18 protein-coding genes are annotated in these 15,671 nt (G+C 53.1%); 7 read left to right on the top strand and 11 right to left on the bottom strand.

What is annotated here, in order from left to right; translation table 11 throughout:
• Positions 1-19: 19 nt before the first annotated feature.
• The 5 genes from ruvA to MHH78_RS09840 all read right to left on the bottom strand — a co-directional run bounded on the left by ruvA (position 20) and on the right by MHH78_RS09840 (position 3,415).
• Entirely contained in the window at positions 20-643 is a 624-nt protein-coding gene (ruvA, locus tag MHH78_RS09860) for a Holliday junction branch migration protein RuvA (RefSeq protein WP_209872343.1), read from the bottom strand.
• Complete coding sequence (gene ruvC / locus MHH78_RS09855) at positions 640-1,143, bottom strand: crossover junction endodeoxyribonuclease RuvC (RefSeq protein WP_039294456.1); 504 nt, start codon at positions 1,141-1,143, stop codon at positions 640-642. Before ruvC ends, ruvA begins: the two co-directional genes overlap by 4 nt.
• A gap of 205 nt (positions 1,144-1,348) precedes the next feature.
• Complete coding sequence (locus MHH78_RS09850) at positions 1,349-2,095, bottom strand: BofC C-terminal domain-containing protein (RefSeq protein WP_076081684.1); 747 nt, start codon at positions 2,093-2,095, stop codon at positions 1,349-1,351.
• 88 nt (positions 2,096-2,183) lie between these two features.
• Positions 2,184-2,429: a serpin family protein gene (locus MHH78_RS09845; RefSeq protein WP_341167287.1), complete on the bottom strand. Its 246-nt coding sequence runs from the start codon at positions 2,427-2,429 to the stop codon at positions 2,184-2,186.
• Positions 2,366-3,415: a serpin family protein gene (locus MHH78_RS09840; RefSeq protein WP_341167286.1), complete on the bottom strand. Its 1,050-nt coding sequence runs from the start codon at positions 3,413-3,415 to the stop codon at positions 2,366-2,368. Before MHH78_RS09840 ends, MHH78_RS09845 begins: the two co-directional genes overlap by 64 nt.
• A 194-nt stretch (positions 3,416-3,609) precedes the next feature.
• Here MHH78_RS09840 and fabV point away from each other — a divergent pair, with 194 nt between their 5' ends.
• A complete protein-coding gene (gene fabV / locus MHH78_RS09835; protein WP_341167285.1) occupies positions 3,610-4,800 on the top strand; it encodes an enoyl-ACP reductase FabV in 1,191 nt (396 codons plus the stop codon).
• Between the two features lie 118 nt (positions 4,801-4,918).
• Here the strand turns inward: fabV and MHH78_RS09830 are convergent, their stop codons facing one another.
• The 3 genes from MHH78_RS09830 to MHH78_RS09820 form a co-directional block, all read right to left on the bottom strand.
• On the bottom strand, positions 4,919-5,629 hold the full coding sequence (locus tag MHH78_RS09830) for an ABC transporter permease (protein ID WP_341167284.1): 711 nt from the start codon (positions 5,627-5,629) through the stop codon (positions 4,919-4,921).
• On the bottom strand, positions 5,626-6,471 hold the full coding sequence (locus MHH78_RS09825; protein ID WP_076081688.1) for an ABC transporter ATP-binding protein: 846 nt from the start codon (positions 6,469-6,471) through the stop codon (positions 5,626-5,628). The genes MHH78_RS09830 and MHH78_RS09825 overlap by 4 nt, the downstream gene beginning before the upstream one ends.
• A 105-nt stretch (positions 6,472-6,576) precedes the next feature.
• On the bottom strand, positions 6,577-7,512 hold the full coding sequence (locus MHH78_RS09820; protein WP_341167283.1) for a LytTR family transcriptional regulator DNA-binding domain-containing protein: 936 nt from the start codon (positions 7,510-7,512) through the stop codon (positions 6,577-6,579).
• Positions 7,513-7,621: 109 nt separating this feature from the next.
• On the opposite strand from MHH78_RS09820, the gene MHH78_RS09815 reads away from it, so the two are divergent.
• Positions 7,622-8,083 (top strand): hypothetical protein, encoded by a 462-nt coding sequence (locus MHH78_RS09815; RefSeq protein WP_341167282.1) that lies wholly within the window; start codon positions 7,622-7,624, stop codon positions 8,081-8,083.
• A gap of 104 nt (positions 8,084-8,187) precedes the next feature.
• Positions 8,188-9,336: a glycoside hydrolase family 88 protein gene (locus MHH78_RS09810; RefSeq protein WP_341167281.1), complete on the top strand. Its 1,149-nt coding sequence runs from the start codon at positions 8,188-8,190 to the stop codon at positions 9,334-9,336.
• Here the strand turns inward: MHH78_RS09810 and MHH78_RS09805 are convergent.
• The 3 genes from MHH78_RS09805 to MHH78_RS09795 all read right to left on the bottom strand — a co-directional run bounded on the left by MHH78_RS09805 (position 9,255) and on the right by MHH78_RS09795 (position 11,448).
• Positions 9,255-9,629 (bottom strand): hypothetical protein, encoded by a 375-nt coding sequence (locus MHH78_RS09805; protein ID WP_341167280.1) that lies wholly within the window; start codon positions 9,627-9,629, stop codon positions 9,255-9,257. The two genes, MHH78_RS09810 and MHH78_RS09805, sit on opposite strands and share 82 nt — an antisense overlap.
• Before the next feature lie 178 nt (positions 9,630-9,807).
• Positions 9,808-11,100 (bottom strand): group II intron reverse transcriptase/maturase, encoded by a 1,293-nt coding sequence (gene ltrA / locus MHH78_RS09800; RefSeq protein ID WP_340825768.1) that lies wholly within the window; start codon positions 11,098-11,100, stop codon positions 9,808-9,810.
• 150 nt (positions 11,101-11,250) lie between these two features.
• A complete protein-coding gene (locus tag MHH78_RS09795) occupies positions 11,251-11,448 on the bottom strand; it encodes a hypothetical protein (protein ID WP_341167279.1) in 198 nt (65 codons plus the stop codon).
• 449 nt (positions 11,449-11,897) lie between these two features.
• Between MHH78_RS09795 and MHH78_RS09790 the strand changes: the two genes are divergently transcribed.
• The 4 genes from MHH78_RS09790 (at position 11,898) to MHH78_RS09775 (ending at position 15,573) form a co-directional block, all read left to right on the top strand.
• Positions 11,898-12,851: an MBL fold metallo-hydrolase gene (locus tag MHH78_RS09790; RefSeq protein WP_341167278.1), complete on the top strand. Its 954-nt coding sequence runs from the start codon at positions 11,898-11,900 to the stop codon at positions 12,849-12,851.
• 19 nt (positions 12,852-12,870) lie between these two features.
• Entirely contained in the window at positions 12,871-13,644 is a 774-nt protein-coding gene (locus MHH78_RS09785) for an alpha/beta hydrolase (protein WP_341167277.1), read from the top strand.
• 229 nt (positions 13,645-13,873) lie between these two features.
• The gene (locus MHH78_RS09780; protein WP_341167276.1) at positions 13,874-14,578 is read left to right on the top strand and encodes a response regulator transcription factor; all 705 of its coding nucleotides are present in this window, start codon (positions 13,874-13,876) and stop codon (positions 14,576-14,578) included.
• The gene (locus MHH78_RS09775; protein WP_076086011.1) at positions 14,575-15,573 is read left to right on the top strand and encodes a sensor histidine kinase; all 999 of its coding nucleotides are present in this window, start codon (positions 14,575-14,577) and stop codon (positions 15,571-15,573) included. Before MHH78_RS09780 ends, MHH78_RS09775 begins: the two co-directional genes overlap by 4 nt.
• Positions 15,574-15,671: the final 98 nt, after the last annotated feature.

Genomic DNA, 15,671 nt, shown 5'->3' with positions numbered 1-15,671 from the left:
CACTCCGTTCTTCGGGGACCTATTTGGCGGTATACAGCAGCCCCAGCGCCTTCTTCATCAGCACATCCACCGGTCCGGTATCCGTGCCTTCCTGCTTCATCTTCAGATGCACCCTGTCCAGCTCGGCATCGGTATAACCGAGCGCCTTCAGCGCATCCCTGGCTTCTTCCCACGGCAGCGCCTCCGCCTTGCTCTGCGCTTCAGCCGCTACTGCGAACAATCCCGTCTGCAGGGCTGCCCCGCCGAAGCCGTCCAGCTTGTCCTTCAGATCCAGAATCATCCGCTGCGCCGTCTTCTTGCCGATCCCCGGCAGCTTCGTCAGGAAGGTGATATTCTCCTGATAGATGGCCGCGATCAGCTGATCCGGCGTTCCGCCGGTCAGAATGCCCAGCGCAACGCGCGGGCCGATGCCCGATACCTCAATCAGCTTGCGGAACAGGCGCTGCTCCTCGCGTGAAGGGAATCCGAACAGAAGCGTAGCATCCTCGCGGGTCTGATAATGAATGAACACAGTCACCGGACCCTCAGTCTTGGCAAAAGCGTACGGATTCGGGCAGAATACCCGGTACCCCACGCCCTGCACATCCAGCACAACGTATTCCGGCTCCAAATGTGCAACCGGTCCTCTAAGAAAATCTATCATTTTCGCAATACCTCATTTAATTTGGAATTAAGACTCACGGAATGGGCATGGCATACCGCCACCGCCAGCGCATCCGCCACATCATCGGGCTTCGGCACAGCCGACAGCTTCAGCAGCAGCTTAACCATCTCCTGCACCTGCTTCTTCTCCGCCTTGCCGTAACCGACTACAGCCTGCTTCACCATCATCGGGGTGTATTCTGCCACCGGAAGCCCGCGCTGCACGGCTGCCAGAATCAGCACCCCGCGTGCCTGCGCCACCGGTAAGGCTGTAGTCACATTGCGGCTAAAGAACAGCTTCTCTACCGCTACTGCGTCCGGCTTATATTTATCAATCAGCTGCACCATGCCTTCATAGACATGCAGCAGACGCTCTTCTTCCGGGGTATGTGCCTCTGTCTGGATGCAGCCGTATTGGACCGGTGTTAATTTGTTGCCGACCTTATCGACAAAGCCAAAACCGACAATCGCCAGCCCCGGATCAATCCCCAAAATGCGCAAAGTCCTTCTCTCTCCTCTATGCCCGGGCGGATACTCCGGCCCTAAAGCGAACATATGTATTCCTTCCACCCATTATAGCAAAAAAAAATCCCCGGGAGACAAAAAGTTTGTCCCCGGGGAAATGAAACATGCATAACACAACAAAGACCCGCAGGCCACCTGCGCGCCCGCGAGTCCTCATGCTGCTAACTCTATAGTCTCTCCCTCACTCCGCATGCATCACCTGTTCAGAGGAATCACGAGCATAGTCGCTGAAGGTGGAGAGCACGCTGTTGTACTCCTCCAGATCCTGCACCCGGATGCCCTGATGAAGCTGCTCCCAGATGCCCTTGGGCAGAGAGGATTTGATGGAGCCCATGTCCATCTGGAAAAAGGTCTTCATGACCCGCTCCGCCTCGGGCGGGCCTTGGAACAAGGTCAGATTGCCCTGCTCGTCCACCCCGAAGTAGGCTTCTTTTTTGGTCAGCGGCGACAGATCATTGACCCGCTGCTCCAGCCATAGGTCCCCTTCCCGGCTGAGCCAGCCGCTCCAGCCCGCATGCCGGACAATCAGCTCGCTAAGCTGAGCCGGAGTCTGCTTGCCGGGCAGGGTCTGCACCTCTTCACCAGCTACATAGAGGGTCTTAAGATGTACCGTTCTGCTGATAGCTTCCTTGTCCACAGCCTTCAGCAGCTCTTGACTGTTCATCACGGCGGCATCCTCTTCAGCATCATCGTCTGTATGGTTATATACGGCGGCTACAGCCGGTAAGCTGCTTCCGGGTTCCAGATTCTGCACTGCACTTCCGCTCAGGAATGACGAAGATTTAAGCAGCGTACTGATCTCTTCCGGAACCTGCATGCCGCGCCAGGCGAGCAACGTCAGCACGAGGCATGCCGCACCAACCCAGGGAGCTTTTTTCCAGCGTCTCCACCGCCGCCACAGTTGTTTTTTCAGGCGAAAAGCATTCACGTTAATCCCTTCATTCTGGTTTTTTCCTATTGTGACCTGTGAAGGGATCATTTATGCGTAAATGCTTGAAATTCATCCCAGCATGGATTCAATCCGTACGCTGGGGATTCTCAATGGCCCCAAGGAACAGCACGACTCCGCTCTGCGTGTCCCGGATCATGAACAGGAAGGGCCGATTGACGTTCATTTCAAAGGGCGGGTCTACAGGGGGCGCCGATCCGGCACGCATAGCAATTACAGTGGAAGCCGCCGCCTCCGTTCCCCGTTCATTCACATCGATATAGGTTTTGTGGATGACCTGTTCAAAATAGATCGGGCTGTCCAGATCCGACAATCACCATGGCTCGGATCAAAGGCAAGCATCACACCCATTGTCTGCAGGACCTTGGAGAGCTCTGTGCCATAGCTGGCCGTGAACCTTGGCAGCAGCAGCGTCCCCCGGGAACTGGAGAAACCCTTATCCAGCAGCAGCGTCCCCTGCTCCAGTTGACCCACAAGCTCCGCGAGAGAAGATTGCTCACCCGGAAGGACCACTACCATCTCCAGCTCTCCCTCTCCGTAGGGAAGCTTCACCGCCTGCCAACCGTCATGAGCTGCATACTCGAACATACCGCTCCGCTTCATCATCATCACCTGCACTGCCGGTCCGTCCGGAGGATAAAAGTCCGCCTGCTTCGTAGCCTGTTCCTCGAACACATCCGTCCAGGCACCTTGGAAATACAGCGCATTGACAAGGACGGCAACAGCCTGCGGTCCTGGCGGCTCCGTGAGCATCTCCTGAATCTTGTCCCCCGTATGGTCCGCCACCCATCCGTTAATCTCCTTCACAGACTTCTCTGCCGACAGGTCCGTGGTCTTAATCTGCGCGTCATAGAAATCCTCACCGGTCTTGAGATAGTCCCTGCGCAGCGTCAGACCCTTCATACCCCAGACCGAATTCGCGATCTTCAGCTCCACGCCCGGTCCCCCATCATTTAAGAGCTTCATTAATGACTGATGGCCGGTATTCAGCTGCTGCCGTTCGTCCGGCGCATAGCCCAGCAGTTTTCCGAGCTCCTCAGCCGTCTCTCCGGCACTGCCGTTATAGGCCAGGGCCAGAGCGGCAGCGGCACTGTACGGGGAGATCGTCAGGTTCCCGCTCCCTTGCTTCCATAACTGGCTGAACAGCTTCACGCCCAGCCCGTTGCTGCTGTCAGCCAGACCCGAATCGAGCCCTGCTGCCGCAGCCTGTCTCTCCGCGTAATTCATGCCCGAACCTCCTTCACTGCAGCCGCCCAAGAGCAGCACGGTTAATATAAGTGCGAATAATCTTTTGCCCATGCTAAGCCCTCCCTAAATTTCTCCGTAGCCTCTCTACCAAATGACGCTGCAGATTGGGAAAAGTTGCAAATTCTTAGCGGCAGGCATACAAAATTGCTATTCATTATATTGAAGGCTTATCTTTCTATGCCATCATTTGCTATACTCTATATTAACGAAAAAAGTTAAAAACTAAAACAAAGGGGATATCCTTGATGATTATTCAGCCAAAAACACGCGGCTTTATCTGCACAACAGCTCACCCGGAGGGATGTGCCGGACAAATACAGGAACAGATCGATTATGTACGGTCCCAAAAGAAGCTTACCGGCCCGGTGAACGTGCTGGTCATCGGCGCTTCCACAGGCTATGGACTAGCTTCGCGGATTGCCGCTGCCTTTGGCGCAGGCGCGAACACCATCGGCGTCTTCTTTGACAAGGCTGCTGAAGGCACCCGCACCGCTTCCGCAGGCTGGTACAATTCTGCTGCCTTTGAACGGGAAGCGGCCAAGCAGGGGCTGAAATCCTTCAGCATCGTCGGCGATGCCTTCTCGAATGAAATCAAGACCAAAACAATCGAGCTGATCAAGGCCGAATTCGGCACCGTTGATCTGGTCGTGTACAGCGTGGCCTCCCCGCGCCGCACCCATCCGGTAACCGGAGAGGTATTCTCCTCGGTGATTAAGCCGGTAGGCCAGGCCTACTCGAACAAGACGATGAACTTCCACACCGGAGAGGTCTCTACCGTTACCATTGAACCGGCTACAGAGGATGAAGTCCGCCAGACCATCGCCGTGATGGGCGGGGAAGACTGGGGTATGTGGATCAGCCAGCTGCAGGAGGCCGGTGTGCTTGCAGTCGGAGCAACTACCGTAGCGTACTCTTATATCGGACCCAAGATTACACATCCTATCTACAAGGATGGAACCATCGGCCAGGCGAAGAATCATTTGGAGCAGACCGCCATTGCCTTGAACGAGCAGCTCTCCGCCACCGGCGGCCGGGCCTTCGTATCCGTGAATAAGGCACTGGTTACCCAGTCCAGCTCGGCGATCCCGGTGGTGCCGCTGTATATCTCCGCCCTGTACAGAGTCATGAAGGAGAAGGAGCTGCACGAGAACTGCATCCAGCAGATGTACCGTCTGTTCGCAGATCATTTGTATAACGGCGGTGAAGCGGCTGCGGACGGCAGCCACCTGATCCGTATTGACGACTGGGAGATGCGCGAGGATGTGCAGATCGAGGTCATGAGACGCTGGAATGAGCTGGAGACGGATAATGTGCCTGAGCTGGCGGATCTGGCAGGCTATCAGGACGACTTCTTCCATCTGTTCGGCTTCCGTACCGAAGGCGTAGACTATGAAGCTGAGACAGACCCTGCCGTAGAGATTCCTAATATGGTATAAAAGCTTGACGTTTGCTGTACGCAGCGCAAGGAAGCCGTTCCCTCCCGGGAGCGGCTTCCTTTGCGTTCTATCCAGCCTATGGGCGGCCTGCGCCACGAAGGGTCACAGCCACGCCGGCCTATTCGTCCCGGAGCCGCTTCTGGTACAGCACCACAGACACAAGGGCCAGCACGGCTGTCCACGCTGCAATAATTAGAAGAGGCGGCCACACCTCTCCCGCCGGATAACCGGCTGGGCTCAGGTTCAGCAAGTGCACCAGCTGGCTGCTTGGCATGTAATCCAGCACCCCGAACACCGGATAATTCTTCGCCAGTACGGCACCCCAAGGTGCGCCCATGAAGATGAAGGCTACCGGGATGATCGATAAGGACGCATCCAGTAAGGTTTTGGAATAGAGACCGCAGATCGTCCCGGCTGCCGTGTAGAGAACAATGGAAAGAACGATCGCGGCTACGAATACCCCTATATTTGCAGGCTCATAGCCAAACAATAGTGTAGAGATCGTGAGAACCACCGTCGACATGACAAAGACCAGACTGCTTTTGCCCATCAGCACATCCATTGTTGTAGCCGGAGTCATCATGAGTGTCCGCAGCGTGTTACGCTCCTTCTCTTCCGCAATCAGGCAAGCTTGGGCGAAGCAGGTCAGTAGAACAAACGAGCTGTTGAACAGAAATCCGGCAGCTCCCGGCAAGGATGCACCTGCGCTTTTGAACAGCACCGCAAACAGAATCGGAAACAGCAGCATAATGGACAGCGCATAATTGCGCGAGAATTCCTTATAATCCTTCACAAAGATCGCGCTGGCCCGCTTATAGGAGATGTTCATAGCAGCTCACTTCCCGTCATTTTGATAAAAATATCACCCAGGCTAGGTTCCTTCGTCTCTACCCGTTCAATGAGTCCGCGCTTCATCCAATCCGCGATCCGGTCCGCCGTGACCCCATCCACCGGAAGCTCATAAGCCTCTCCGCTGGTAAGCTCCACCCGGATCAGGTTCTCGCGGTGCTGCCGCTTCAGCTCCCTTGGTGAGCCGATGGTCTGGATGCGTCCCTGATAGAGAATCGCCACACGGTTACAGAGCAGCTCCGCCTCCGCCATATCATGCGTCGTGATGAAGATGGTCGTGCCCTTCTCATTCAGATAACGTAAACCTTTATAGATATGCGCTGAATTCACAGGGTCCAGTGCCGAGGTCGGCTCATCCAGGAACAACAGCTCCGGCTCATGGATAATGGCGCAGGCCAGCATCACCCGCTGACGCATCCCTTTGGACAGCGTATTTGTTTTCTTCTTGCGCTCACTGCTTAAATTAACGAACTGCAGCACCTGCTCCACCGCAGAGCGGGGAAGATCGTACAGCTTCCGGTACAGCTCCAGATTCTCCTCGATGGACAACCGCTCATACAGGCCGCTGTTATCGGTCAGAATGCCAAAACGCATCTTCTGGGCCGACTGCTGCATCGCCTCCGCCGGCTGATCGAATACTTTGGCCACTCCGCCTGTCGGCTTCAGCTGTGCAGTCAGAATCTTAATCAAGGTGGTTTTGCCTGCACCACTCGGACCGAGGAACCCGAAAATCTCCCCTTTTGGAATACTGAAGGACACCTCTGTCAGCGCATCTCTCGCCCCGAAGGTCTTGCGGACCTGTTCTACCTGAATAACCGCCATCTCACCACATCCTTATGTTGTTGATGACTTAACGTTATCCAGAATTCAGCCTTTCAGCCACCAAAACCGGGTGAATGGTACCCATTCCGGCCTGAACGGTACCTTTTACAGCTTAAGCAGCGCCTTAAGTTCCTGCAATTTGGAGCGGGATAACGGAACCACAGCCTCCTTGCCGGTGTTCAGCCGCAGACTGTAGCTGTTCTTCGTCCAGGTAATGATCTCACGTACCTTTTGCAGATTGACGATGTAGGACCGGTGGCACCGGAAGAAGCCGAAATTCAGCAGCCGCGCTTCAAGCTGGGTCAAGGTCAGGGCACAGTCATAATGCTCCCCGCCGACATGTACCAGGATAGAGCCTTCTACACTTTCAATAAAATCAATCTCGGGCGGATCAAATAAAATCACCTTATCCTCCCGTTTGGTCGAGACCTTCTGCAAGGTGATGTTGGCCTCATCCTGCTTCACTGCCCCCTGCTTCTCCTCTTCCGAATCACGGATATCCAGCTGATGAAGCCCGGACCCGCTCAGCCGGTAGATGACATCACAGGAGATCAGTGCATCCTCCAGATTCGAGGTCAGAATGAGTATCCTTTTCTGCTGCGACAGGTCATCCAGTATCCGCTTCAGCTGGCGGCGGTCCTGCTCCTCCAGATAGAAATACGGCTCCTCCAATACGAGCGTGGACTGATGGGCAAAAAAGGCCCGCAGCAGGGTCACATACACCCTTTTCGAAGGGCTGAGCTTCATCAATCTGACCTTACGTTCCTCCTTCAGCGCAAAATAATCAGTTAACACAGCCGCCCGCTCCTCCCGTCCCGACATTCGGATCAGAAACGAGATTAGCTCCTCTACCGTCAATCGCATATATTCGTTCTGCCCGGCCCACGACAAATAATTGCCGGATTCCCGGGACAATTGCTCCATTAATAACTGCTTGCGCCTCAAATCTGTGATAATACCAACCGAAGGGCTCGCAGACAGATCAAGCTCAAGCTTCGGCATAATTAATTCTCCGTCTTCATATATAGGTTGAAATTGCATATCTTCCTCCCGCTCCAGACTCTCTAGGATATATAATGCAATTATAGAGTTATGCTATGTATTTGTCAGGTACGGCCACTATCAATGCTCAGGAAGGCGGATTTCTGCGATGGGACTGCATGCTCAAGGTTTTATCATCTCTTTACTCGTATTACTGCCGAATCTAATATTCATATTCTTCCCGCCCCGGAGTGTTCCCGGCTCCCTGGACTCCGTCCCGCTGGTCTTCACGCTCCTGGAGCGGGCAGGTCAGATCACCTGCTTCATGATGCCCATTCTTTTCGGCCGAATGATTGCTGCTGAGCCCCTGGGAGTATCCGCCATACTGATGGCACTCTGCATGCTGGTGTACTATGGCTGCTGGGTGCGCTATTACCGGAGCGGGAGAGCTTTTGCGGTGCTGTTCAAGCCCTGGCTGGGTATCCCCGTTCCGATGGCCGTCTTCCCGGCCCTCTACTTCCTGCTGCTTGGCGTATGGCTCCAGTCCTGGTTATTCGTTGTTCCGGCCTGTCTGTTCGCCACCGGTCATTTAGTCAACAGCTGGAGCGTCTACGGGCACGTCCGCTCATAGCAGATCCGCAATATAACTATAGTTCTGTGCAACAAATCTACAGCTTGATCGGCTTATAATATGGTTAAGCACACTATAGCGATATGATGGAGGTTATGGCGGGTATGATGAACTGGGAGCAGGCGATTGAGCAGACGCTTACTACTACGCGGCTTAATGTGAAGCGATTTGGAGAGGGTTATCCGATTGTAAGTATGGGGGACAGCAAATATCATCTGACCGACCACACCAACTGGACGGAGGGCTTCTGGCCTGGCATTCTATGGCTAAGCTATGAGTACAGCCGGGACCCGGAGATTCATACCGCCGCTATCCAGGCGACAGATTCCTTCCGCCAGCGCATGCTGGACTGGCAGGCGCTGGATCACCACGATATCGGCTTCCTGTACTCGCTCTCGGCCAAGGCCCGCTGGATTGCAGACAAGGATGAAGCCTCGCGTCTGCTCGCCTTGCAGGCAGCGGACCAGCTGATGAAGCGCTGGCGTCCCGGTCCACAGCTGTTTCAGGCTTGGGGACCCGAGGGCGATGAAGACAACGGCGGACGGATCATCATCGACTGCCTGATGAATCTTCCACTCCTCTGCTGGGCCAGCGAACAGACCGGCGACCCGGTCTATGCCAGGGCTGCCCGTCTCCACGCCGAGACAAGCCGCCGCTTCCTGGTGAGGGGCGACGACTCTTCTTACCATACCTTTTACTTCGACCAGCAGACGGGGGATGCCCTTCGCGGGGGAACGGCGCAGGGGTATCAGGACGGCTCCACCTGGACGCGGGGACAGGCCTGGGGCGTCTACGGCTTCGCTCTCGCCTACCGCAGCTTCCAGGATCCGCATTATCTTGAAACCTCCAAAAGAATGGCCCGCTACTTCGTGGAGTATCTCCCCGCCGACCATGTGGCCTATTGGGATTTCGATGTCCCGCAGGAGGAAGGCACCCCGCGCGACAGCTCCGCTTCCGCTATCACAGCATGCGGACTCTTGGAGCTGCTGGAGCATCTGCCGGAGAATGATCCGGACCGGGACTATTTCAGGCACGCCGTGAACAAATCCATGGCCTCGCTGATCAATCACTACTTCACCGCAGGCCACCCATTAGAAGAGGGATTCCTGCGGCACGGCTCCTACTCCGTCAGAGGCAACGCCTCCCCGGATGACTTCATGATCTGGGGCGATTACTTCTTCCTGGAGGCGCTGCTGCGTCTTGCGCGGGGGGTTCCTGGGTATTGGTATGAGCGGGGGGACAGAGTGAAGTGATATACTAACCAGAATTTAAGGGACGAATTAAGAACAAAATCACCCTGCGGCATCCCCATTGTGATCGGTTTTTCGACCATATCCGGCCCACACGCCTCTGCCGCACCCAATGTAGTCGGTTTTTCGACCACATCCGGCCCACACGCCTCTGCCGCACCGAATGTAGTCGGTTTTTCGACCTTATCCAGCCCACACGCCTCTGCCGCACCGAATGTGGTCGGTTTTTCGACCATATCCGGCTGTTCGGTGAAATCAGCGAAGTCATTCCTATTACTGATCCAGAATATAGTCATCCTGCCGATGCTCCAAGACACTTACCCCCAACTTTATGCACAACTTATCCATATCGGACGCAAATCACAATTTCCTCTAGAGTAAAGGGCTGGAGTAACCCAGCCCCTCCTCATCAAACCGTACGTGAGGTTTTCCCTCATACGGCTTTCCGATGTTTGTCATTCATGGGCATGCAGATTACAATAGCGTTTTTAGTCCGCACTTATTGGCCATATACTTGACCTCCGGGAATGAACTCATCCATCTCCTCCGATTTCTCTTCTTTGCATACCACCGGGTGAATCGCTGCAGAATATACCAATCCAGCTTCGCTAACCTCTTTTGGCTATACTTCGTGTAATAATAATTTCTCCATCCCTGTATCTTGGGATTGAGCCATTCCACGTGTTCCTCAAACGATTTCCAGCGCATGCCGGGTGGTGCTAATCGGTCTTTGACCACGCCCCGGATACGTTCCTCTGCCTTCTTCGTTAGCCACTGCTGTGTGGTATAGTACACCTTCCCTTGAGAGGTTTCTGCTTTCGTTTTTCGGTGGTGCATTCCTAAGAAGTCGAAGCCTTCGTCTCCTGTCCACAGACCTACAATGCGGGTTTTGGTCGGATGTAGCGTGAGTTCCAGACGTTCCATAATGTTGCGGATGAGTTCATACGCATGTTCCGCATCCTTTTTGGTTTTACAGACCACAACGAAGTCGTCTGCATACCTCGTCAGTTCTCCCAGCCCACTTCCGTGTTTCTCCCATAATCGGTCAAAGTAGTTCAAATAGATATTCGCCAGCAGTGGCGAAATCACGCCACCTTGGGGTGTCCCTAAATCGGAGCGCCGTACGTTTCCTTCTTCCATCACTCCCGCATGTAGCCACTTCCGTATCAGCTTCAAGATCCGCCTGTCATTGATACGCATTTGTATTAACTTCATGAGCTTCTCCTGATTGATATTGTCGAAGTAGCCTTGGATATCGATGTCGACTATCCAATTTCCTTTGCGGTTGCAGGCTTTACGGATTCGCTCCAACGCTCCTTTCGCACTTCGTTTCGGACGAAATCCGAAGGAGACTTCTTTAAAATCGGCTTCAAAGATGGGTTCAATCACCAGTTTCGTTGCCATCTGTAGGACTCGGTCACGCACGGTAGGGATGCCTAGCGGTCTTGGCTTCCCGTCTTTCTTTGGGATATAGTGCCGACGTACGGGCTGCGGATGGTAGCTGCCTTCTTTCAGTTCTCGCTCGCATTCCTTGAGGAATCTTGTTTCTCCTTGTTCTTCAATATCTGCGAGCGTTACGGCATCTACTCCCGCAGCTCCCTTATTCGCTTTCACCCGTTTCCAGGCTTCGCATAGCACATCCCACCGGTAGACTTTGTCGTACAAGGCGTGGAATTTACGCTTGTTGTTCTCCTTGGCCGCATGACCTAGCTTTTCTTGGAGTTCTTGAACTTTTTCCTTGGGTGTCGTTAGCCGTTTGGCATTCACTCACTCGTACCTCCTCCAAAAGCGTAAACAAAGCAGGGCTCCTTCCCTCCCTAAGGTTATGTTGTCCTTAGGTTCTTCGGTACTATAAGCCCCTCGGACTCCCTTCCCACAGACGGTTCATTTCGTCTTCTGGACTTATAGAGCGTCTCTTTACGGGTTCCTAAAAAAAAAAAAAAAAATTTTTTCTTTTTTTTCTTTTTTTTTTCTTCCGTGTGGGGGAGGGTCTCCCCAGTTCACTGCATTATCTTTCAATCCATGCCGTTCCCTATACGCCGGAGGATTCTTCACTGCTGTTCCAAGTTCTTTACAGTTTCCTTGGCCTTCGTCTATTGATTCGAGACTCGGCATCCTCTCTTCCCCTTCGCAAGGCCTTTTTGACGGCGCGGCAAGATTCACTTCATGTTGCGGCCTGGATTGTTGCTCGCCCGGTCTCTGACCGGTAATTTTGTCGATGCGCTTTTACACACAGATTTCGCCATGCGCAAGCATCCTAGCTACAAAGGTGGCTTGGTCCCTCCTTTGGTTGGACTTTCACCAACTAGATAATGCGTGCCTCTGGGCACGCAATCAAGAACAAAATCACCCTGCGGGTGAACGATGCTAATGCCTCTCTCACCGGCCGCTTTTAAGGAGCAGTAATGTTGTACTTTCTCCAGGATTTCTCTTCAAATTGAACCGTTCGCAAGCTCTGCGAATATCGCCAACTAAACGGAAATCAAATGAAAATCCAGAAAAATATTGTCTAGCGGACTCTTGTAGCGTATAGTATATTCCCATGTTGGAAGGGAGAGATTACTATGCTGAACAGGATTGCATCATTTCAAGGCTCCAGGCATTTCCGGCTGCAATATATTGCAGATAGCACCGTTGCAGCGGTTGCGGTTTCAGGCACAGGCTCACTCGCAAACGCGGCCATTATTGATCTGGGGGGACTCACTCTGGTGGTGGATACATTCGCTACGCTGGAGGCGGCTCAGGAATTGAAGGCTGCTGCTGAGCATCTCACAGGGAACCCTGTATCCTATGTAATCAATACACACTGGCACAGCGATCATACCACTGGCAATCAGGTGTTTGTGCCTGACGCTCAGCTGATTGCAACATCGGGCACTCATGAGACGATGAATTCATTCGCCAGAGACCGGGTAGCCCAGTACCAGAACAACAGAGAGAAGATGCTAGAGGCGATCGGAGAAGCTGAATTGCAATGCGAGCAGGAGACAGATACTAAGCTTCAGCAGGAAATGGCCTGGGAGAATGCAACGGACCGTGAATTTGTGAATATGCTTCCGCAGCTGGTGCATACGGTGCCGACGATAACTTTTGACCGGCAAATGACCATTCACGGCAGCAACCGCAGCGCCCAGCTCATTACATATGGCGGAGGGCATACGCAGAGCGATGCTGTTGTGTACCTTCCTGAAGATAAAGTGATCATCATCGGGGATCTGGTGCTCTCGAACCACCATCCGGTGCTGGCTAATGCCACCCCTCAGGAGTGGCTGCAGATTGAGCGGTTGGATGTGGAGACGATTATACCGGGGCATGGTGAAGTATGCTCCCTGCAACAGCTTCATGAGGTGAAGGGATACATAAGCAGAATGATCGCCATCGTGACCGAAGCCGTTCAGAATCAGCAGAGTATTGAAGAGATCGTAATACCTGAAGAATACCGGGCTTGGTACTTCACAACCTATTTCAAGACAAATTTGAATAAGCTGTATGACCTGATTACTGCATCAGGGGATTGAAGAAGGAGAGGGTGATCGAATGGAAGCTGTCTTTGACTACCCCGTGAGAGAACACACCTACAAAACAACCAAACATCGTGCCTTGAAATTATATGTGCTTGAGCCAAGCCATCAAATATCACAATGTCCAGTTATCTTGTTCTTTTTCGGTGGAGGTTTTGTAAGAAATAATCGTACAGCTGCACAATTTCAACATCATGCCAATTTCTTTTCTTCAAGCGGGTTTACCTCTATCTGTGTGGATTATCGTAACGCTAATGATACTGATTTCATACCTGCACAGGCAATCATGGATGCAAAGTCAGCTATAAGGAATATTCGCAAAAACAGTGCGGAATTCGGAATTGATCCTGCTAAAATCGTCATGTGTGGGGCCTCGTCAGGGGGTTACACCTGTGTTTCTTCAATTCTGTTTAATGAGTTGAATGAAATAGATGATGAAACGGAGATCAGTTGTATCCCAAATCTCCTTGCTGTTTTTGCCGCTGGAATGGATGGGGTAGAGATTATGAACCGTTTGTTTCCGGGTATAGAGGAGGAATCACAGGCTATCTCCCCCATTCATCATGTGAAGCAGGGGTTGCCTCCAACGATTTGGTTCTGCGGGACCGCTGACCCGCTTTATCCACAAAACCTGCAATTTATTGAGGCTATGAACCAGTGTGGGACTCAAATTGATTTTTATACTTATGAGGGAATGGAGCATGGCTTCTTCAATTACGGTTTACATGACAATAAGCCGTATATCGAGACCACCAAACAAATGATCAAGTTCTTTCAAGTCAATTTGTAAGACTAGTCCGTACGCTCATCAGCAAGTGCCAATTATCCAACTGTTTCCTTGTAAAACAAAGTACAGTATAGTTCTCTCCCCTCCTCCCCTTCTCTCCGTACAGAAATTCTGCTTAACCGAAGAATAGGTTACCCCTTTTTCCAACTCATCAGCCCGCTCCAGCTTTCCCTTAGACCTCCACCCGTGTTATATATGTACTTAACTGAACAAGACAAGGAGAGCCGTGAAGATGTCCAGAATCATGATTGTGGAAGATGATCCGAAGATTGCAGATCTGCTGCACTCGGCTATTGAAAAATACGGGTATGAGGTCGTAAGGGTCAGGGACTTTCGCCTGGTGTTGCAGGAATTCGAGGAGATGAGACCGGAGCTGGTTCTGCTGGATGTGAATCTGCCCAGCTATGACGGGTATTACTGGTGCCGGCAGATCCGAAAGATCTCAACTTGTCCTGTGCTGTTCATCTCGGCGCGCGATGGTGAGATGGACCAGATCATGGCGCTTGAGAACGGAGGGGATGATTATATCACCAAGCCGTTCCATTCCGGAATTGTGCTCGCTAAGATCCACAGCCATCTCCGGCGGGCCTACGGGGAATATGCGGCTAAACGCGAGGAGCTGGTGCTCGAGAAGGAAGGGCTGATGCTGTATCCTGAAAGGCTTGAACTGCAGTACGGGCAGGCGGTCGTGCCCCTTACCCGCAAGGAATCGGATCTCATCGAGAGTCTGATGGAGCGTTACCCGAGGGTTGCCAGCCGGGAAGCGCTGCTGGAGAAGCTATGGGACCCGCAGGCTTTTGTGGATGAGAATACGCTGAATGTGAATATTGCACGGGTGCGAAAGAAATTCCAGGAGCTGGGGATGGAGGATGCCGTGCTTACCGTCAGGGGTTCGGGATACCGGCTGAACAACAGCTGGTCAGAGGTGGAGTCATGAGGCTGTTTCTCCGTGAGCATGCGTTGTTATTGGCTGTGCAGATCGTGCAATTCGGCGCTATGCTGTCCATTTACTGGCTGGACGGCTACCGCGATCTGCCGACCGCGCTCTATGCGGTCTTCATAGGCTTCTTCTTCCTCAGCTGCTACTTAATCTACCAATATATCAGCAGGCGCCGTTATTATCTTCGCCTCAGCAGACCTCTAGAGACACTGGACGAATCCTTTCAGAAGCTGGAGAACCACCCTGTATCCACAGCGCTGGAGCAGCTGCTGCACACCCAGTACGGATACTATCAGCAGCAGCTGACGGCGGTGAAGCAGCAGCAGGAGCAGCATCTGACTTTCATAGACCAATGGGTCCATCAGATGAAGACGCCTTTGTCGGTCATCGAGCTGACCGTGCAGAATATGGACGAGCCCGAGTTTGCCAGCATCCGCGAGGAGCTGGAGCGTATGCGCAGCGGACTGCATACCGTGCTGTATATGGCCAGGCTGCGGGCTTTTGAGAAGGATTTCCACATCAAGCCTGTCGTCCTGCCGAAGCTGGTGAACGAGGTTGTCCATGATCACAGACGCCTGTTCATCCGCAGCCATATCTACCCCGAGGTCCACGCCTCTGCTCCGGACATTACCGCCCAGACGGATGAGAAATGGCTGTTCTTCATGCTGTCGCAGATTATGAACAATGCCATCAAATATTCAGCGGCGGCTAACACGGAGAACGGCCGGACAATCACTGTAGCCTGCTATCTCAGAGGAACGGATGCGGTCATTGAGGTCAAGGACCGGGGAATCGGGATTCAGGCGTCTGATCTCAAACGGGTATTCGACCCTTTCTTTACCGGCGACAACGGGCGCGGACTGCGGGAGTCTACAGGAATGGGGCTGTATCTGACGAAGGAGTCCGCAGACCGTCTCGGACACCGGCTTGAGCTGGAATCGGCGGCCTGCGAGGGAACGGTGGTGCGGATTATTTTGACGGCGAATCCTTAGCTTAGCTTACAGGCATGTAATAAAAGTGAAATCTAAATCGATGGCTGAGCTGCTGCCGTCTCCGGTATATTGGTTACAGAACAAGTGTGTTGCACACA

Source organism: Paenibacillus sp. FSL H3-0333 (genome assembly GCF_038002805.1).
GTDB classification, from domain to species: Bacteria; Bacillota; Bacilli; order Paenibacillales; family Paenibacillaceae; genus Paenibacillus_AQ; species Paenibacillus_AQ silagei.
The sequence above is the reverse complement of the archived record's forward strand: the minus strand, read 5'-3'. Positions and strand labels throughout refer to the sequence as shown.